The sequence below is a fragment of the Candidatus Rokuibacteriota bacterium genome, assembly GCA_016188005.1.
Classification (GTDB): Bacteria; Methylomirabilota; Methylomirabilia; order Rokubacteriales; family CSP1-6; genus UBA12499.
In genome coordinates, this window is sequence record JACPIQ010000110.1 from 1 (window position 1) to 18,746 (window position 18,746).

General features: G+C 70.7%; 19 protein-coding genes. 8 read left to right on the top strand and 11 right to left on the bottom strand.

All coding sequences use genetic code 11. From position 1 onward, the window contains the following. Positions 1–504, top strand: a 504-nt coding sequence (locus HYV93_21390; GenBank protein MBI2528525.1) for a transposase, incomplete at its 5' end; no start/stop codon positions are given. 55 nt (positions 505–559) lie between these two features. Here HYV93_21390 and HYV93_21395 read toward each other — a convergent pair. The 5 genes from HYV93_21395 to HYV93_21415 all read right to left on the bottom strand — a co-directional run bounded on the left by HYV93_21395 (position 560) and on the right by HYV93_21415 (position 5,457). Then, positions 560–2,233 (bottom strand): formate--tetrahydrofolate ligase, encoded by a 1,674-nt coding sequence (locus tag HYV93_21395; protein ID MBI2528526.1) that lies wholly within the window; start codon positions 2,231–2,233, stop codon positions 560–562. Further along, positions 2,199–2,621: an acyl-CoA thioesterase gene (locus HYV93_21400; protein ID MBI2528527.1), complete on the bottom strand. Its 423-nt coding sequence runs from the start codon at positions 2,619–2,621 to the stop codon at positions 2,199–2,201. Before HYV93_21400 ends, HYV93_21395 begins: the two co-directional genes overlap by 35 nt. A 20-nt stretch (positions 2,622–2,641) precedes the next feature. Then, positions 2,642–3,610, bottom strand: a complete 969-nt coding sequence (locus HYV93_21405) for an ATP-binding protein (GenBank protein MBI2528528.1) — start codon at positions 3,608–3,610, stop codon at positions 2,642–2,644. A 2-nt stretch (positions 3,611–3,612) separates the two neighbouring features. Then, on the bottom strand, positions 3,613–4,146 hold the full coding sequence (locus tag HYV93_21410; GenBank protein ID MBI2528529.1) for a bifunctional nuclease family protein: 534 nt from the start codon (positions 4,144–4,146) through the stop codon (positions 3,613–3,615). 66 nt (positions 4,147–4,212) lie between these two features. Next, positions 4,213–5,457: an MFS transporter gene (locus HYV93_21415; GenBank protein MBI2528530.1), complete on the bottom strand. Its 1,245-nt coding sequence runs from the start codon at positions 5,455–5,457 to the stop codon at positions 4,213–4,215. Between the two features lie 80 nt (positions 5,458–5,537). On the opposite strand from HYV93_21415, the gene HYV93_21420 reads away from it, so the two are divergent. Continuing rightward, positions 5,538–6,398: a hypothetical protein gene (locus tag HYV93_21420; GenBank protein ID MBI2528531.1), complete on the top strand. Its 861-nt coding sequence runs from the start codon at positions 5,538–5,540 to the stop codon at positions 6,396–6,398. Between the two features lie 13 nt (positions 6,399–6,411). Here the strand turns inward: HYV93_21420 and HYV93_21425 are convergent, their stop codons facing one another. The 6 genes from HYV93_21425 to gcvPB form a co-directional block, all read right to left on the bottom strand. Continuing rightward, positions 6,412–6,750: a hypothetical protein gene (locus tag HYV93_21425; GenBank protein MBI2528532.1), complete on the bottom strand. Its 339-nt coding sequence runs from the start codon at positions 6,748–6,750 to the stop codon at positions 6,412–6,414. A gap of 223 nt (positions 6,751–6,973) precedes the next feature. Continuing rightward, positions 6,974–7,819: a PHP domain-containing protein gene (locus tag HYV93_21430; GenBank protein ID MBI2528533.1), complete on the bottom strand. Its 846-nt coding sequence runs from the start codon at positions 7,817–7,819 to the stop codon at positions 6,974–6,976. Positions 7,820–7,827: 8 nt separating this feature from the next. Beyond that, positions 7,828–9,327: a leucyl aminopeptidase gene (locus tag HYV93_21435; protein MBI2528534.1), complete on the bottom strand. Its 1,500-nt coding sequence runs from the start codon at positions 9,325–9,327 to the stop codon at positions 7,828–7,830. Beyond that, on the bottom strand, positions 9,324–9,812 hold the full coding sequence (locus HYV93_21440) for an NUDIX hydrolase (GenBank protein ID MBI2528535.1): 489 nt from the start codon (positions 9,810–9,812) through the stop codon (positions 9,324–9,326). Before HYV93_21440 ends, HYV93_21435 begins: the two co-directional genes overlap by 4 nt. Next, positions 9,809–10,657 carry a lipoate--protein ligase family protein gene (locus HYV93_21445; protein MBI2528536.1) on the bottom strand — a complete coding sequence of 283 codons (849 nt, stop codon included), beginning with the start codon at positions 10,655–10,657 and terminating at the stop codon, positions 9,809–9,811. The genes HYV93_21440 and HYV93_21445 overlap by 4 nt, the downstream gene beginning before the upstream one ends. After that, positions 10,654–12,126, bottom strand: coding sequence for an aminomethyl-transferring glycine dehydrogenase subunit GcvPB (gene gcvPB / locus HYV93_21450; protein MBI2528537.1), 1,473 nt, complete (start codon positions 12,124–12,126; stop codon positions 10,654–10,656). Before gcvPB ends, HYV93_21445 begins: the two co-directional genes overlap by 4 nt. Positions 12,127–13,060: 934 nt before the next feature. Between gcvPB and HYV93_21455 the strand changes: the two genes are divergently transcribed. From HYV93_21455 to HYV93_21480, 6 genes are all read left to right on the top strand, one after another. After that, positions 13,061–13,252, top strand: a complete 192-nt coding sequence (locus HYV93_21455; GenBank protein MBI2528538.1) for a hypothetical protein — start codon at positions 13,061–13,063, stop codon at positions 13,250–13,252. Then, positions 13,252–13,680 carry a HEPN domain-containing protein gene (locus HYV93_21460; GenBank protein MBI2528539.1) on the top strand — a complete coding sequence of 143 codons (429 nt, stop codon included), beginning with the start codon at positions 13,252–13,254 and terminating at the stop codon, positions 13,678–13,680. The genes HYV93_21455 and HYV93_21460 overlap by 1 nt, the downstream gene beginning before the upstream one ends. After that, on the top strand, positions 13,680–14,999 hold the full coding sequence (locus HYV93_21465) for a hypothetical protein (protein MBI2528540.1): 1,320 nt from the start codon (positions 13,680–13,682) through the stop codon (positions 14,997–14,999). Before HYV93_21460 ends, HYV93_21465 begins: the two co-directional genes overlap by 1 nt. A 3-nt stretch (positions 15,000–15,002) precedes the next feature. Next, positions 15,003–16,148: a hypothetical protein gene (locus HYV93_21470; GenBank protein MBI2528541.1), complete on the top strand. Its 1,146-nt coding sequence runs from the start codon at positions 15,003–15,005 to the stop codon at positions 16,146–16,148. 59 nt (positions 16,149–16,207) lie between these two features. Next, positions 16,208–16,462 (top strand): hypothetical protein, encoded by a 255-nt coding sequence (locus HYV93_21475; GenBank protein ID MBI2528542.1) that lies wholly within the window; start codon positions 16,208–16,210, stop codon positions 16,460–16,462. Positions 16,463–17,507: 1,045 nt separating this feature from the next. Beyond that, positions 17,508–18,401, top strand: coding sequence for a DUF2971 domain-containing protein (locus HYV93_21480; protein ID MBI2528543.1), 894 nt, complete (start codon positions 17,508–17,510; stop codon positions 18,399–18,401). Positions 18,402–18,746 lie beyond the last annotated feature (345 nt).

Consider the following 18,746-nt stretch of genomic DNA (forward strand, 5'->3'; position numbering starts at 1 on the left):
CGGCTGATGCAGGCCCTGGTCACGGAGTTGGCCGCGGTCGTGGCGGCGGTGGGCAGTTATCGACAGGCGATCGACGATTTTTTCGCGACCATGCCGGCGGCGGCGTGGGCCCGGACGCTGCCGGTCGGTGAGCACGGGGTGACGGTGCCCACGCTGTGGGCCCGCCTGGGCGATGCCCCCGGGCGGTGGGAGTCGTTTCGGCATCTGCAGGCGCAAGCCGGGATGGTGCCGGTTACCGTGCGGAGTGGGAAACTGGTGGTGGTGCAGTTCCGCTTCGCCTGCGACAAGCAGCTGCGCTACGCCGTGGACCAGTTGGCGTGGCTGTCCCTGCAGCGCAGTGAGCGGCCGGTGGCCAAGTCTGGCAGGTTACGTCACGGTGACGGGGGCCGACCGACGGGGCGACCGCCGCCGGAGAGCATTCATGTCGGCTTGCATGAAGCGGCTGGCCGTGTCAAGTCGTGTGCCGCCCCGTGTGTCTCGGTTGGGCGTGTTCACTTCCAATGAGCTGGGAGTGACCTTCCCCCGCGCCAAGCGCGAGGGACTGCGCCCGCGGTCGGCGCTACGCGAGCCCGGTGATGGAGCCGTCGGCGGCGACGTCCACCGCCTCCGCGTTGGGATGGCGCGGCAGGCCCGGCATGGTCTGGACATCCCCGGCGAGCGCCACGATGAACCCGGCCCCCGCTGAGACCTCGACCTCGTTGACGGTGAGCCGGAAGTCCCGCGGCCGGCCCAGCAACGTCGGGTCGTCCGAGAGCGAGCGGGGCGTCTTGGCCACGCAGACCGGGAGCCCGCCGTGGCCGAGCGCCTCGATCTCGGCGATCTGTCGCTCGCCGCGGGCCGCGTAGACGACTCCGTCGGCCCCGTACACCCGCCGCGCGATCAGGTCGAGCTTGGCCTTCACCGGCAAGTCCAGGGCGTAGAGCGGGGCGAAGCGGGAGGGCTCGGAGGCCAGCAGCGTCAGGAGCGCGCGCGCCAGCTCCTGGCCGCCCGCGCCCCCCTTCTCGAAGACGTCCGCCACGTGGGCGGCCACGCCGAGGCGCGCGCAATGGTCGATGACGACCCGGTGCTCGCCCCCGGTGTCGGTCGGGTACCGGTTGAGGCCCACCAGGAGCGGCACCCCGAACTGGCGGAGCCCCTCCACGTGGGCGTCGAGGTTGTCGAGCCCTCGCCCCAGGGCGTCGAGGTTCTCCGCCGCCAGCGCCGTCACCGGCACCCCGCCGTGGTACTTGAGCGCGCGGGTCGAGACCACCAGGAGCGCGGCGTCCGGCCGGAGGCCCGCCGCCCGGCACTTGATGTCGAAGAACTTCTCGGCCCCGAGGTCGCTGCCGAAGCCCGCCTCCGTGAGGCAGATCTCCCCCAGCCTGAGCGCCATCCGGGTGGCGACCACCGAGTTGCAGCCGTGCGCGATGTTCCCGAATGGCCCGCCGTGGATGAGGGCCGGCGTCCCCTCGAGCGTCTGCGCCAGGTTGGGGTGGATCGCGTGGCGGAGGAGCGCCGCCATGGCGCCCGCCACGCCGAGGGCTTCGGCGGCGACGGGCCGGCCTTCATGCGTCAGCGCCACGATGATGCGCCCGAGCCGCTGCCGCAGATCGGCCAGGTCCTCGGCCAGGCAGAGCACGGCCATGATCTCGGAGGCGGCGGTGATGAGGAACCCCCCCTCGCGGGGGACGCCGTCGGCCGGTCCGCCCAGACCCAGCACGATGTGGCGAAGCGCCCGGTCGTTGAGGTCGAGCGCGCGCTTCCAGAGGACGCGGCGCGGATCGATCCCGAGGGCGTTGCCGTGATGGAGGTGGCTGTCCAGCGCGGCCGCCAGCAGGTTGTGCGCGGCGCCGATGGCGTGGAGGTCGCCCGTGAAATGCAGGTTGATCTCGTCACCGGGCAGGACCTGCGAGCGGCCGCCGCCGGTGCCGCCGCCCTTGAGCCCGAGCGTGGGGCCGATGGACGGCTCGCGGAGCGCGACCACGGCGCGCGCGCCCGTCCGGCAGAGCGCCTGGGCGAGCCCGATGGCCATGGTGGTCTTGCCGTCCCCGGCCGGCGTCGGCGTGAGGGAGGAGATGACCACGAGGCGGCCATCGGGGCGCGAGCGGCGAGCCTCGATCGCAGGGAGCAGCACCTTGGCCGCGTACCGCCCGTAGGGCACCCACTCGGCGTCGGCCAGACCCAGCTCCCCCGCCACGTCCGCGATGGGGCGCGGCCGGCTAGCGTCGTGCCGGGACGGGGTCGAGGTCGGCATCGGGCATGACCTCCCGGAGCCAGGCAGGGATGGCGATCATCTTCCGGGTCGCCGGGTCCCAGCAGGCGTGTCGCGTGTACCCGGTGGCGATCAGGTCGGAGGCCTCGTCGCGGATCTCGTAGGAGAAGGTGAAGCTCGCCCGCTTGCGCTCGCTCACGCGGCAGGTGACGCCGAGCAGCGCGTCGAGGCGGGCCGGCTTCACGTACCGCACGAGGGCCTCGACCACGGGCATGTGGATCCGGCGGTCCACCTGGGCCATCGGCAGGCCCGCCTGCCGCAGGTATTCCACCCGCCCCACCTCGAAATAGGTGAGGTAGTTGCCGTAATAGACCACCGACATGGTGTCGGTGTCCTTGTAGCGCACGCGGACGTGGGTCGTGGCCGGCATCGAGGCTGGGCGCGCCCCGGCTACAAGTACTGGCCGTAGCGGATCTTCTCGACGACCTCGCGGATGCGGCGGTAGGCGTCGATCTGCTGGAGCAGGTCCTGGGTGGTGACGAGCCCCGCGTCCCGCCCCTCCCCCGCGGCGGACACCTTCTGCTCGAGCGCGCGCCGGAGCACCTCCGAGATCTCGGCCCCGCTCATGCCGCCCATGGGGGGGAGGAGCGAGCGGAAGTCCAGGCTCTCGAAGAGCGTGCGCCCGGCGGCGTGCTCGGCGCGCGCCTTCGCGAGCTGCAGGATCTCCTGCTGGGCGGGCCCGTCGGGCACGCTCACCTCCACGAGCCGGTCGAGCCGGCCCGGGGCCACCAGCGTGGGATCCACCGAGTCCGTCCGGTTGGTGGCGGCGACGATGATCATCGGCGAGAAGTCGTCGAGGCTGTCCATCTTCTCGCAGAGCGCCGCCACCAGGCGCGCGCTCGCCTCCCGGGCCTGGGCGGGCGAGAGCAGGTGCTCGAGCGACAGCGCGTTGGCCTCGTCCAGGAACACCACGGCCTTCCCCTCGCCCTTGGCGATCCCCAGGATCTCCTGCAGGAGCTCGCCCGTGTTCGGGCCGAACTTGGAGGTGAGGTTCATCAGCTTCAGGTGGTAGAAGATTGCCCCTGCGGTCGTGGCCAGCGCGCTCGCGAGCATGGACTTGCCGGTGCCGGGCGGACCGTAGAGGAGCAGGCCCTTGGGCGGGGTGATACCCCACTTGCGGTAGAGTTCGGGATCCGTCAGCGCCGTGGCGAAGGCGCGCACCGCCGCCTTGGCCTGGGCCAGGCCGCCGATGTCGTCGAACGAAGTCTCCGGCTTGATGACGACGACGACCCGTCCGCTCAGGTCGCCGAACTTCTCCCCGAGCTTCGCGAAGACGTCCTCGATGCGGCGCTGGATCGCCCACTGCTGTCCGCCGTTCGCCGGCGGCTCGGGGGTCTCCTTGACCTCCTCGGCGGCCACGGTCAGATCCTCGGCGGGGCGCCTGCCGGCGGCTGGAGGCGCTCGGACTTCTCGAACACGCGGTCCTCGACGTACACGGGGGCCTTGGCGCGGATGGCCAGCGCGATGGCGTCTGAGGGCCGGGAGTCCAGCTGCATGTCCGCGCCGCCCGCGGCGAGAAACACGGTCGCGTAGTAGATGTCGTCCTTGAGATCGGTGATCACCGCCTTCTTCACCGACACGTTCAGGCGGCCGAAGAGCGTCAGGAACAGGTCGTGGGTGAGCGGGCGCGGGGGCGTGAGGTTCTGCAACGGGAAGGCGATGCCAGTCGCCTCGGCGGCGCCGATGGCCATGGCAAAGGTGCGCCGGTCGCGCTTGCCCTGGAGCACCACGGTGGGCTGGTGCGTGCTCGGGCTCAGCAGGAGCCCGACGACCTCCACTTCCTGGGGCCCGAGGGGTTTCGGGGACGGAGCCTCACTCTTCCCGCCGGCCGCAAGGAGGGCCACGCCGCACACGACCACCAGGCCGAGCGTTGCGATCGCCCCGTGTCCCCTCATCGCTGGCCTCCCCGCCGCGCCCTTCGCCGCAGCGCGCCAGCAGTATCAGCCCGGGGGCAGACCAAGTCAACTCAGCGATGTCCGCGACCGTCCCTTCCCGGCCGCCTCGATGCGCTCCGTGCCCCCCTCGGCCCCCGGAGGCGGGAGCCGCAGGCTCGCGAGCAGCCCCAGCACGAGGCAGAGGCCGAGCCCTGTCCACATGACGGCGTAGCCGAGGCCGTGGGCGACGTAGCCAAACGTCAGGGCGCCGAGCGCATTGCCCACGAGGCAGACGGAGCTGAAGATCCCGACCGCGCTGCTGCGCCGCGACTCGGGTGTCACATCCACCACGAGGGCGGACAGCGCGGGGTAGAGAAAGCCGTGAGCGCCGCCCGCCATCACCCCGGCGAGGAGGAGGAGCGGGAGGACGGGGACGTCCCCGATGGGGCCCAGGAGCCCGCCCAGCAGGGCCAGCACGCCGACCGCAGCCGTCTGGACGAACATCGAGGGCACGATGACAGCGCGGCGGCCGCGCGTGTCGATCAGGCTCCCGCCGAAGACGCGCACCGCGATGGCCGAGCCCGAGTAGCCCGTGTAGAAGAGTCCGAGTCCGGTGACCCCCATGTGCTCGGCGAAGGTCGGGAGGAAGGTGAACAGGGTCCCCGTCCCCAGCCCGAAGAAGAATCCGAGCGCCATGTGGAGGCGGAGAAGCTCCTGCAGCCCCACGCGAAACGCCTCGGCGCCGGGCCCCGCCCCCATGGCGGGCGGCCGCACGTTGGGGGTGCGGAACACGAGGACCAGCGCCACCGCGGCCACGAACGACGAGATGGCGAAGGACCAGCCGAAGCCCAGATGCCGGATCACGACCTCCCCGATCAGCGGCGCCACGGCCGTGGAGACAAGCCCCGAGAGCCCGAAGATGCCCAGCGCCCAGCCACGCCGTTCCACGGGCACGAGATCCACGATATGGACGTAGTTGGCGACGAAGAAGAGCGAGAAGGCGATGCCGTGCAGGGCGCGCAGGACCGCGGCGAGCGGGATGGGAACGCCGACGATGAAGACGGCGGAGGAGAGCGTGAGCAGGCCCACCCCCAGCCGCATGAAGAAGCGGCGGCCCAGCCAGTCCACCCACACGCCGATCAGCGGCTGACAGAGGATGCCGGCCACGCTGAACATGCTCTGGACGAGGCCGACCTCCGCCTCGCTGCCCCCGAGCCGCTTGACGTAGAGCGGGAGCAGCAGGAAGCCATTGAGCGCGAGGAAGAACAGGAAGTTGGTGAGCATGGCCCGCGCGTACGGGCCGCTCAGCAGGATCTGGAGCGCGGGGGTCACCGGGCTGGCGGCCGGACCGAGCGCCGCAGTAGAATGGCGTGCGACATGAGACGGCGCGAGTATAGCACGCGGGCTCCGGCGTGATCACGATCGGCGGCGTTCTCGCCTCCGTCGTCTCGCTCCCGCGGGCCGGGCGCGGGACCTTCCACGCCCCGCAGCGGCTGCAGAGCTGGCCCGGGATCGTCCACGGCGGCGCGCTGCTCGCCGCGCTCGACGCCGCAGCGGCCCGCGCGGGCTTCGCCGGGGCGCCGCGCGTGCTCGAGGGGCGCCTCACCTCCTCCGTCCCGCTCGAGACCGAGCTCGCGCTCGACGCGCGCAAGCGCGATGGCGCCATGACCCTCGCCGTGCTCCAGGACGGCCAGACGCTCACCTCGGCCACGGTCGCGCCGCGCCGCGACGACGGGCCAGCACCCGCGCCGGCCTGGCGCGGCGGCACGGCGGGATGGTCCCTGCCCCTGTCCGAGGACTGCCTCGCCTGCGGCGCGCGAAACCCGCTGGGTCTCCAGGTGGGGCTCTCGTTCGACGACGAGGGCGTCTGGGCGCGGCTCGTGCCGCGGGCGCCCTGGAGCACCGAGGCCGGCGCGCTGCATCCGGCGGTGGCGCCGGTGCTCCTCGACGAGATCGCGTGGTGGCTAGGGGCGCTGATGATGCAGGAGGGCGGGCTGACGAACCGGATCGCCCTCACCCTGCTCGACGGGGCGCTGCCGGCGGGCACGGCGGTGATCGGCGCGGGGCGCTTCGCTCGGGTGGAGCCGATCGACCGCCGGCGGACCTTCTGGCGGACCGCCTCGGCGCTCCTCACCGAGACGGGGACTCCCCTCGCCACGGCCTCCATCGTCTTCCGCGGCGGCCCCGAGTACTCCGCCCGCCAGATGGACTACTTCCGCGCGCGGACGGCCCCCGACCTCTTCCGGAGGATGTTCCCCCGCCACGCGCGGTAGGTGGATCCGAGCCTCAGTTGCTGAAGAGTCGCGTGAAGAAGTTCTTCACGCTCTGCCCGAAGGAGACCGCGCCGTCCTTGGTCCGCTCCCACGCGTTCTTCGCCGGAGGCTCCGCGGCCTGAGCTGCCTCCTTGACCTTCTCGCCGCTGAATTTCGCCCCCTCCACCACGGTGGAGCCGATACCCTTGGCCGTCTCCTCGACCCCCGAGACGACCTCTCCCTTGCCGATCTTCTTCGCCCCGCCTTCCACCCGCTCGGTCGCCGCCTTCACCTTCGAGTCGTCCGCGCCGAGCGCGGGCATCGCCGAGGCGAGGGCGAAGGCGGTCACGACTGCCAGTGCGAGGATTCTCATCCCCAGCCTCCTTTCGTCTGGCCGCCCCCTGTTCGGGGGCCGCCCCTTCCACCATATCAGACGGAGCAAGGCGCATGCCCGATCAACGCCGTCGGCACCTCGGGCGAGGCCGGGGGTTTTCGTTGCGCCAGGCCGGACTCCGGGACGGAACGGGCAGATCGGCCTGTAACCCCTACACGGCGACGATGTAACGATTACAGTCGCGGGACTTCGACCGCGACGGTCACGACGGCCGGGAGGCGCGGGCCTCGGCAGCCTTCGCCTTGAGCGCCTCCCATGCGGCCAGCGGCACGCGCGGGGTCCCGAGTTTCGCCGTGCGTACCGGGGGACCGTGGAAGTCCGAGCCCCCGGTCGCCACGAGTCCCAGGTCCCGGCAGCGCTGGAGGTATCCCGCCGTCTGAGCGGCCGAGTGCTCGTTGTAGTAGCACTCGATGCCCATGAGTCCGGCCTCCACGAGCACGGGGATCAGGTCGTCCGCGTTGCCGATTCCGGGATGGGCCAGCACGGGGACGCCGCCCGCCCGGCGCAGCAGCCGCACGGCATCCTCGGGGGTGAGCCTGGCGCGTGGGACGTGCCCCGGCCTGCCGGATCCGAGCCAGTGGTCGAAGGCCTCGCGGACGCTCTTGACGTACCCGCGCTGCACCATCACCTGCGCCACATGGGGCCGGCCGGCCGAGCCTTCCCGGACCAGCACGAAGACCTCGGCGGGGTCGATGGGCATGCCGAGCGCGGCGAGGCGGTCGGCCATGCGGTGGATCCGCTCCCGCCGCGCCGCGCGCTGGGCGCGGCAGAACTCCTGGAACCATGGTGCCTCGTAGTCCATGCAGTAGCCGAGGATGTGGATCTCGCCGCGGTCCACGTCGCAGTTGATCTCGATGCCCGGCACCACCTCGAGGGGGCGGCAGCGGGCGGCCTCGTCCAGGGCCTCGGCGAGCGCCTCGGTGGAGTCGTGATCCGTGACCGCGAGGATCCGGACGCCGCAGCGCGCCGCCTCCCGCACCAGCGCACGTGGTGTCAGGCTCCCGTCCGAGGCCGTCGTGTGGGAGTGCAGGTCCACCCCGCCCGGCATGGCCGCGCTCAGCGCCGGCCCGCCAGGCGCACGAGGTAGGTGAGCAGCGTCCGCACGCCCACGCCCGTGGCGCCCTTGGGTCCCAGCGGCAGCTCCTTCTCCGCGAAGGCCGTGCCCGCGACGTCCAGGTGCGCCCAGGGGATGTTCCCCGTGAACTCCCGCAGGAAGAGCCCCCCGATGATGGCGCCCGCGCCCCGCTGGCTCGAGACGTTGTTGAGGTCGGCGACGTCGCTCTTGAGACCCTCCTTGTACTCCTCGTGCAGCGGCAGCTGCCACATCCGCTCCCCGGCCGCATCCGCGGCGCCGAGCACCCGCCGGGCGACCGCGTCCGGGCTGCCCAGCACGCCGGAGACGCCGACGCCGAGGGCCATCACGACGGCGCCCGTCAGCGTCGCCACGTCGAGCATCTCGTCGGGCTCGATCTCCCTCGCGGCGTAGGCGAGGGCGTCGGCCAGCGTGAGGCGCCCCTCGGCGTCGGTGTTGCCGATCTCGATGCTGACTCCGTTCAGGGCGCGCACGATGTCCCCGGGGCGCTGGGCCGTGCCCGAGGGCATGTTCTCGGTGGCCGCGATGAGGCCGTGGACCTCGAGGGGGAGCCGCAGCCGGGGGAGTGCCTGGAAAACGGCCAGCACCGCGGCGGCCCCCGACATGTCGTCCTTCATGCGCTGCATGCCGTCGGCTGTCTTGAGGTCGAGGCCGCCCGAGTCGAAGGTGATGCCCTTGCCGATGAGGGCGACGCGCTTGCGGGCGCGCCCGCGCGGCGCATGGGTGAGGTGGATGAACTTGGGGGGCTCCTGGCTCCCCCGCGCCACGCCCAGGAAGGCGCCCATGCCGAGGGCGGCGCACTCGTCACGCTCGAGCACGCGGACCGTCAGGTGCCCGGCCTTCGCGATCTCCTCGGCGCGGGCCGCAAGGTAGGCCGGCGTCACCACATTGGCCGGCTCGTTCACCAGGTCGCGGGCGGCGCAGGTCGCCTCCCCCCAGATCTCGCCCAGTCGCACCCCGTCCCGGGCGGCGGCCTGCTGGCGCCGATCGGGCTCCGCCACGGCGACGGCCTCCAGCACCTTGCCGTTCTTCTCCTTGAGGTACCTGTCGAAGCGGTACGTCCCGAGAATGGCGCCCTCGGCCACGGCCTGGGCGCGCAGGCGCGCGGGCATGCCGTCGACGGGCAGGAAGATGGCCGCGGCCCCCGCGCCCAGGTCCCGGGCGCGCCGGGCGCCGTGGGCGGCGCCGCGGCGCACCGCCTCGGCGCCGGCATCCCGTTTCGGGCCGAGCCCCACCACGAGCACACGGGGAGCGGTCAGCCGGCCGTCGGAGTCGAAGTGGGCGGACTGGCCCGCCTTCCCCTCGAACCTCTCCGCGGCCAGCACGCGCGAGAGGAGACCGCCCAGCACCGCGTCCAGCGTCCGGAGCTCCGGCCCGAGCCGGGCCTCGCCGGCGTGGCGCCCCACCACCAGCATGTCGGCCCGCACCCGAGCCAGCTCCCGCGTCTCGAGAGACAGCTTCATCGGCCCCCCCCTCCTTCCGGTGGCAGAGTGGCGTCTCTGACCCCCACGGCGCGGCGCACCATGTCGGCGATCCCGGCCGTCGTGTCGTAGCGGTCCAGCTCGGCCACCGGCACCCACCGCGCGTCGGCGGCGTCGCTGCCGACCTCGAGGCGCCCCCCCGCGACGCGGGCCGCGTAGTCGATGATGACCCAGTGATAGCGGATCGCCGGGCGAGCGGGCGCGCCGGCTGCCTCGTCGTACACCACGCGGTCGATCACCCCGCAGACGCCGAGGAGGGCCACGCGGACCCCGCATTCCTCCTCCACCTCGCGCATTACCGCGTCCTCGAGGCGCTCCCCCAGGTGGACCAGCCCGCCGGGGATGCTCCACTTGCCCTCGCCGGGTGGCCGGCCACGCTGGACGAGGAGCACGCGCGGGCCGTCCAGCACGACGGCGCCCACGCCCACGCGCGGGGCGTCCGGGTACTCGCGGACGGGATCGGTCACGCGCCGGCCGTCGGCACGCCGACGGTGGACCAGCTCCGGCCCGGCGCGCAGCCCTCGCGCGTCCATCCGGTCGTCGCGTACTTGTCCCGCGCGAGGGAGTGGGCCAGAGCGGTCTCCTCGGGCGAGAGCCCCCCGGGGCGGAGCGCGATGCCGTGGACCTGTCGGAAGCCCTCGGCCAGCCGTCGGGCGGCCTCGTCGAAGGCGGGTGGGCGCCCGAGCACCGCCTCGAGCGTTGTCATGCCGCCGAGGGGATCCTGCTCGCCGGGGAACAGGCGCCTCAGGCGCTCCGGGTCGGCCGCCAGCATCACGGAGCCGTGCTGGAGGAAGCCCGAGCCCTGGCGCCGCTGCGCGCTGCCCGCGATCTTGCGCCCGCCGATCTCCAGCTCGTAGGACCCGGTCCGGGCGAAGCAGAAGGCCGGCATCGCGGCAGGGTCCGACGGCTTCACGGAGACCATGTCCACGGCGGCGCCCAGCGCCCGCAAGCCCGCGGCGAGCGCGGCGCCGATCCACCGGTAGGTCTCGAGCAAGGTGTCGGCGCCCGGGAAATCGCCGGCCGCCGCCACCACGCTGTACGTGAGCTCGCGCTCGGGCCCCTCGTGGAGGATGGCGCTGCCGCCGGTGGGCCGTCGTACCAGCCCCATCCCCAGGCGCGAGGCCGCCTCGAGGTCGATGCGCCCGTCCAGGGCCTGGGCATACCCGAGCGAGACCGTGGGTGGGGCCCACGCGAAGAAGCGGACCGTCGGCGGCCCGCTTCCCCGGAGTCGGCTCAGCAGGAGCGCCTCGTCGAGCGCCATGTTCGCCGGCCCGTCGAGCGGCTCGGTGACGAGGAGGCGCCAGGCGCTCACGTCACCGGCCGCGTCCAGCGCAGGACCGGCTGGCGCGCGGCGAGCGTCTGGTCGAGCCGCCGCACCGGCGTCGTCACCGGCGCCTCCTGCACCAGCGCCGGGTCCGTCTCGGCCTCGCGGGCGATCTGGATCAGAGCGTCGCAGAAGGCGTCGAGGGTCTCCCGGGACTCGGTCTCCGTAGGCTCGATCATCAGCGCTTCCTCGATGATCAGCGGGAAATACGTGGTGGGCGCGTAGAAGCCGAGGTCCAGGAGCCGCTTGGCGATGTCCATGGCGCTGACCCCGAGGCGCTTCTGCCGGCGCGCCGAGACCACGCACTCGTGCATGCACGGCCCGGGGGCCGAGCGGTCGTAGTCCTTCTCCAGACGCTTGAGGACGTAGTTGGCGTTGAGCACCGCGTTCTCGGACACGGCGCGGAGCCCGTCGGGCCCCATGGTGCGGATATAGGCGTAGGCCCGCACCAGCATGCCGAAGTTGCCCCAGAAGGCCTGCAGCTTGCCGATGGACTGCGGCCGGTTCCAGTCCAGCGCGAACTCCCCGTCCTCCGCCTGCGCCACCACCGGCACCGGCAGGAAGGGCGCCAGGTGCGCCTTGACCCCCACCGGCCCCGCGCCGGGACCCCCGCCGCCGTGGGGCGTCGTGAAGGTCTTGTGCAGGTTGAAGTGACAGACATCGAAGCCGAGGTCCCCCGGACGCGTGAGACCGAGGATGGCGTTGAGGTTGGCCCCGTCCATGTAGACCTGCACGCCCCGGGCATGACACATCTCGGTGATCCGGTGGATCCGCGACTCGAAGAGCCCCAGCGTGTTGGGCTGGGTGATCATGAAGGCCGCCACGTCCTCGTCGAGGTGGCGCTCGAGGTCGGCCAGGTCCACCTCGCCGTTGTCATCCGATCGGAGCTGGACGACGGCGAAGCCCGCCAGGGCCACCGAGGCAGGGTTGGTCCCGTGCGCCGAGTCGGGGATGAGCACCGTGTGGCGCCGCTCGCCCCGCGCCAGATGGTAGGCGCGGATCATGAGGACGCCGGCCAGCTCGCCCTGGGCGCCGGCGGCCGGCTGGAGCGAGACGTGGTCCATGCCGGCGATCTCGGCGAGGTCGCGGGCCAGCTCGTGCATGAGGCCGAGCGCCCCCTGGGAGGCCGCCTCCGGCGTCAGCGGGTGCAGTCGCGCGAACCCGGGCAGCCGCGCCATGTCCTCGTTGACCTTCGGGTTGTACTTCATGGTGCAGGAGCCCAGCGGGTAGAAGTGGGTGTCCACGCCGTAGTTCAGCTGGCTGAGCCGCGAGTAGTGCCGCACGACGTCCACCTCGGACACCTCGGGCAGCTCGGGCGCCCTCTGGCGGATGAACGCGGCGGGCACGAGCGCCGCGGCGTCGCCCCCCGGCACGTCGCAGGCCGGCAGCGAGTAGGCGAAGCGCCCCGGGGAGGAGAGCTCGAAGATCAGCTTGTCGTAGCTCGGTCGCGTGGTCATGGCCCTCGTCCCCTCGCCGCTCACCGCGTGAACTCCTCGAAGAAGGGCGCGCCGTCCGCCGAGCCCCGTACACGAGCGGTAGCCAACTCTACCTTGAAGGGAGCGTTCGCTGCAACATCCGCCACGCAGCGAGGAGCGGTCCAGACCGCGCCTGTTGTCACGCGGCCGACATCGCGGGGACCATCATCCCGCGGTCCCGCGACGAAACGCCTGTCCGTCACGAACGTGGCGAGGTTCGTCACCTCCGGCGGGGGGGACTTGGCGTATCGATCTATGGGAATTGCCGCATGGCTGCGAGCGCGGTACCCAGGGGAGTGGCGTGTGCAGAGCCCACGTATCGACTGCGTGATGCCGAGCACACCATCGGGGGATCCTCGCTCACCGCGGCCTCTCCTGCTCCGGGCAGAGCCCCGGCCCCGCGCCGCCCGGGTTCGGCGCCAGCGCCGCGCCCTGAGCCCGCTGGCACGAGGGCGTCGGCAGCCTTCGTGCCACGCTCCCGGCCCAATGGCGGGGCACAGCGCCAGGTGCTGGTCCGTCTACCGTCCGCCCTGGTCCGTCGGCCCCTTGACGGGGCCGTCGTCCTTGACTAGCATCGCGGTCAGTCGGGCGGGCTGTCTCGGCTCGCGTGGAGGAGTTTGTGTGCGCTGTGCCATCCGCATCGGTGGGAGCACTGGGAGCGAGCCGTGGGGCCCGGGTCCGCACGCGCCGTCACATCCGCGTGCGGACCTCATGTCAGGTTCACGCCCCCGCTCGGCTCGGCCGCCGGTGGGCCGCGAGCCCGCCCCCGGGGACCCCATGCCTGGCCTCTCCTCTCTGCGGTGTTGACCGCGGTGTGCCTTTGTGGGGCAGCGCATGCCACCACGTCAGCGAGAGGCCAGCCGCTTCATCCCATACCCGCTCCCCGCGGACCTTCGGCGAGATCGGCGGCGAGGCCGTGAACAGCGTCTTCTTCGTCCTCGCGTCCGCCGAACGTAAGCCGGAGCGCCGTCTCACCGCCTTCCACCTCATCGGGCCGACGAGGCCCGAGGAGAAGGACGCGCTCCTGCGCGAGCCCGTCTTCACCGTGGCGCGCGAGGCGCATTGCCGAGGGCTGATGCCAGCCACCATGGAAAGGGGTGTGCTCTGATGTCGCGCCTTCGGCTTCCGAGCGGCGACGACCATCCCGAGGCGGCGCGCAAGCACCTCGAGGATGCGTCCGTCCTCCTCCCCGCCGGCCGGGCTGACGGTGCAGCCTACCTCGCGGGCTACGTGGTGGAGTGCGCGCTCAAGTCCCTCATCCTCGTTGCCGCCGGGCATCCTTGGGGTCACGATCTCAACGCGCTCGGGCGCGAGGCACTCCAGCTCGCGGCGCTCCCCGAAGCGAGGTCGGCCCGGTACATCCCCCGGATGTCGCAGGGTCACCCGCTCTACGATGCCGCCTCCGGTTGGAGGGAGACGCTGCGGTACCGCGAGCCCGGAGCGGTGACGCCCGCCGACGCCGGGTCGTGGCTGGGCGAGGCGCAGGCCGTCTATGAGTCGGCCATTGTCCCCATGCGCCTCGACGGGGTGGTGTGATGCCCACCAAGCACCTCGACGAAGCCCGCAAGGACGCCATCGTGGCGCTCAAGAGCCTCCTCGCGGAAGAGGCATCGATCGAGCGCGCGGTCCTGATCGACGATCTGTTCGGCCGGATCCGCGTCGTTGTGTGGGGCTCCCAGGACCGGGAGGGGGATCACCGGCGACGCATCTCCGACGCCCTCGAACCGGCCGCCGGTGCCTTCTGGGCGGGCGAGATCTGGCACGCCGCCCGCGCATCGGACGCAGACCGGCTGGTGTACGTGCGCGCCTGGAACGAAGGCCACCCGCTCACCGACCGGCTCCGGCTCGCTGACCGCATTCGCAACCGGACCGCATGGTTCTCGCCCATCAGCGAGCCGCCGTGGAGCGCCTTCGGGGAGTCCCCCGGTCCGCCCATTGTGGTCTTCTACTCGTTCAAGGGGGGCGTAGGTCGCACCACCGCCCTGGCTGCCTTCGCTATCCAGCGCGCACGAGTCGGCGAGCGCGTCGCTGTCCTCGATCTCGATCTCGACGCGCCCGGGGCGGGGACGCTGCTCGCCGCTGATGAGCGCGGCACCACCGCCGAGTGGGGAGTCGTGGACTACTTCCTCGAGCGGCCGCTCGGCGAGGTGGATCTTCGCGACTACTACCACGCCTGCCGCAGGACTCCGGTGACCGGCGGAGGCGAGGTTCTCGTCGTGCCGGCCGGAAGCCTCGAGCCCGGGCGCGAGTACCTCGGCAAGCTCGCGCGCCTCGACCTTGAGCCGTCGCCGGCAGGTGGAGCCGGACATCCACTGCGTTTCTTGCTCGAACAGGTGCGGACGGAGATCGACCCACGCTGGATTTGCATAGACGCGCGGGCAGGCCTCTCGGAGCCGGCGGGCCTGCTCCTCTCTGGGACCGCTCATCTGCACGTGCTCTTCGGGACCTCTTCCGAGCAGAGTTGGCGAGGGCTCGCGGTCGTGCTCGAGCGGATCGGCGCCTCGCGGGTCCGCGAGGATCGCACCCAGCTCGACTGCGTGCTCGTCCACGCGATGGTGCCGGAGGACGCCGCAGCGGCGAAGGCCGCAAGAGGGAGTTTCGTGGCCCGCGCCCTCGTGGAGTTCCGCGACCGTTATTACGCACCCGATCCCGAGGACCCCGACGAGGACCGGCTCTGGTACGTTCGGGATGCCGAAGCGAGCGACGCGCCGCACGCTCCGGTACCGGTCTCCTATCAGCCAAAGCTCGCGCAGTACGCACTTATTGACGATGTGGCGGACCACCTCGCGGAAGCGAAGGAGCTCGTCGTTCTGAGCGAGCGGATCGCCGTACGGTTCCGCCCGGAGGAGGCCTAACACATGGCCACGCACGACGACCAGCTGCGACTGCTCGAGGCGATGAGCCGCATGGGCAGCGCAGGTCGCGCCGAAGGCGAGGACCAGGCTCGCCTCGCACGCACCTTCTGGCCCGTCCCAGAGCACCTGCGTGCCTTCGACCCAGACGTGGTGCTGGTGGTGGGCCCGCGCGGCGCGGGTAAGACCGAGCTCTTCCGCGCGGTCATCGAACGTGGGTTGCTCCCGACTCTTTCCGCCCGTAATCCCGGGCTGCGGTTGCCGCCGGTCGCACAAACTCGATGGCTCGCCGGATACCCGATGGGGAGTGAGTTCCCGAGCGAGCGCCTCCTGCGCGAGTTCGCCAAAGCCAAGAGCGCTACGGACGAGTTGCTCCTCGACGTGTGGCTCGGCTACCTCGTGCGCGTACTCCAGGATGAACTTCACGACGCTTCCTTGAAAGCCGTCTTTGCACCGCAGGGGGGCGATGTCGAGCAGGTCCTCTCCGCATTCCGAGCCAACGCGAAGGCCGCCCTGCTCGCGCTCGACGCGCTCGACGAGCGCCTCCGGAGCGAGGGCCGCTACAGCATCGTCGCCTATGACGAGCTCGACACGCTGGCCCGTAACGATGCGGACCTCACGCGGGTCGCGGTGCGGGGCCTCGTGGCTCTGTGGGCAGGCCACGCGCGGCGCTGGAAGCGACTGCGCGGGAAGATCTTCTTGCGAACGGACCTCTACGAGCGCGCTGCCACGGCGGGCGGCGCGGACTTCGCGAAGCTCGCCGCCAACCGCGCCGAGCTGGTGTGGAGCGACCGCCACCTGTATGCGATGCTCGTGCGGCGGCTGGCCAACTCTGGCGAGGATCTCAGCAAGTACTGTGAGGCCAAGATCGAGCTGGAAGACGGCGTGGAGCTCGGCCGGTTTCCCATCATCCGGAAGGCCGAAGACACCCGTCCCCTTATCGAGCGGATGGTCGGGACCTACATGGGTGCGAACGAGCGCAAAGGCCTCACCCATCGCTGGCTCCTCGACCACATCCGGGACGGCAGGGGGCAGGCGCTGCCGCGCCCGCTCGTTCGTCTTTTCGAGGCGGCGGCGGACGCGCAGATGAGCAGCCCGGTCAGCCGCGCTGGCCGCGGCTCATGGAGCCGCGAGCGCTGCGGCGAGCCCTAGACAAGGTGTCCAGAGAGCACGTCGAATCGGCGCTCGACGAGTGGCCTTGGATAGCCGGCTTGAAGACGCGCCTCGCGACACTGCGCGAGGTTCCCTGGGAGCGTCGCGAGATCGACCGACACCTCGACCGCGGCTTCGATGATCCCTGGGGGCAGGTGGATGTTCGACCTCCAGCGGGGTCCGCGCGCGAACTCGTCGAGTACCTCGTCGAGGTGGGCATCTTCCGCGCCCGCGCCGACGGCCGGATCGACGCGCCCGATCTTTTCCTGGCGGGTCTAAGCCTCAAGCGCAAGGGCGGGGTGAGGCGGAAATGAGCGACCGTACACTTCACTCCAATCACCTAATGGCCGCTCCAGGCGCGGTCCCTGATGATCCCGCAGGCGCCGGTCTGCTACTAGTTTAAGGAGCAGTTCCTCGAGATCTTGGCGGGACGGACGCTTGGCGACATCAGCAGACGTGTGCCAGGGGCGCGCGACGGCGGCCGACGGGCGGTTCGTCCGGTTCGTCTGGGAGGTGCGGCTGGGCTAGTTGGCGCATCCGGTGCGCGGCCGGCGCTGGGTCCCATTCGAGAAGGGCGGCGGCTAGGGCAAGTGGTTCGGCCACTACTTCTGGGTAGTCAAGTGGACGCATGACGGCCGTCGCATGAAGGACGTGACGATTGAGCGCCACGGGAACACCGGGAAGCGTGCACAACGAGCACCAGTACTTCAAATATGGCCATACGTGCTCATTCATGGCATCGAGGTTCGGTCGGATTCCACGAGCTCATGCCGGTTGGCATCTTTGGCGCGGGAACGGGGGCGCGTACCATCCCCAACGAGAGCTACGTTGCCCGCGTCCCTCTGCCCGAGCACGTGCCCGAAGTGCTCGCTCTGCTCGAAGGGGCCTGCGTCTCCGTCAAGCGTTCCCTCGTATGGGCTCCGCCCGTTGGGGCCATCGGGAGCATCGGGGGCGATTCGTGGAGAAGCCGGGGCCCGGGGCCGCACGCACCGCCCCGTCCGAGTGCGGACCCTATGTCAGGTCCACCCCCACGCCCGGCGTCCAACGCGTTTGACGAAACCCTGCGCACTGCGATCAAAGCCTCGACAGGATCCGCGCGCGGGGCCGCCCGCCAAGCACGACGCCAAACCGCTCAGGCTCGGTGCGGACCGCTGCTCGCTCAGCTCGCCCCCCTCGGCGAGGGTGTAGATCTGGCGTCCCCTCTTGTGCACATCGATGCCAATATGGTCCATGGCTGGCCTCTCCCTTCTGCGGCGTTGTGACCGCGGGTGCTCATGCTGGGCAGCGTACGCCCCCACGTCAAGCGAGAGGCCAGCCGGCTTTCTCCCATCTACGCTCCCCCGGGCGCCGAGCCGGGGTTTGCAGCCGATTCTCTACCATTACACCTCTCCCACTGGAGCCCTCGGCATTCTTGCCTCCGGCTCGGTGTGGGCCACCAATATCTTCTTTCTCAACGACGCTACGGAGCTTACCCATGCGGCTGACGTCGCGAACGCTGTTCTTCAAACCCTTTCGGAGCAGGAGCGTGACTCCGAACGCCGTAGCCTACTGAAAATGCTGCAGCAGAACCCCTCGCCCGATAAGATGTGGCTCCCTCCATGGGAGCATCCCTACGTCTTCTCGCTCTCCGAGGATGGTGATCTCCTGAGTCAATGGCGTGCGTATTCGCGTGATGGCGGGTACGCAATCGGATTTCATTCTGGCGGTCTGGCCGAAATCGGATTCGATCCTGGCGTCACGGACACGATAGAAGCGTCTCGGGATTGGAGAATCTTTCTTACCAAGTGTGTGTACGATGAAGCCGAGCAGCGAGAGAGGGTTCGCGAAATTATTGCCCAGATTGTAGATGACGCACTCGGCATTCTCCGTAGTGGTACCGATCCTGGCATGACCTGGGACGTGGGAGCCTGGGCGAGCGCCAGAGCGAATGACACCTTTCGAACGATGCTCGCCAACATTGCTCCCACTCTCAAGCACTCTACATTCCGAGAGGAGCGAGAGTGGCGGCTCGTTGCGATTGCTGTCGATGGCGCTCGACCCACTATCGCCTGGCGTGCTAGTGGCTCTATTCTGATCCCATACGCTCCGTTGCCGTTCGGCCCCGTAGAGAACTTCATTGCAGAAGTCCACGTCGGTCCCAGCAGCCAAATGGAGTTCGCTGAAAGTTCGATATCGTTCCTGTTGAAGAGCAGAAGTAGAGGGCAGTTCCAGGGGCGTGTTGCGCCCTCGCGCATTCCCTATCGCGGGATGTGACTTGATGAGAGTCGCCGCGCTGATTGATGGCGCCGCGGGCGAGGAAATCGAGGGGGGGGCAGAGGGCTCGCTGCTCAAGCGGGCGTGACTCCACCGGACGTCGGTTGATGAGTCGGACGCCGCTTCTTCTCAGTTGAGACCCTGGCTAGGACTCGCAAGTTCCGGGGGGCTTCGGCGCGGGCCACACCTGTGAAGGTGTCGCTTGCCTCGGTCGACACCCAAAACCGGCCAGTCGTCGACACCTGAAAACCGGCCAGTGAGGTAGGGCCCCAAGACGTTGACGCGGCGGGGGGACTGTGGTCTCTCCGCCAGCATGACCAACATCTTGGGCGACGAGAAGAAACA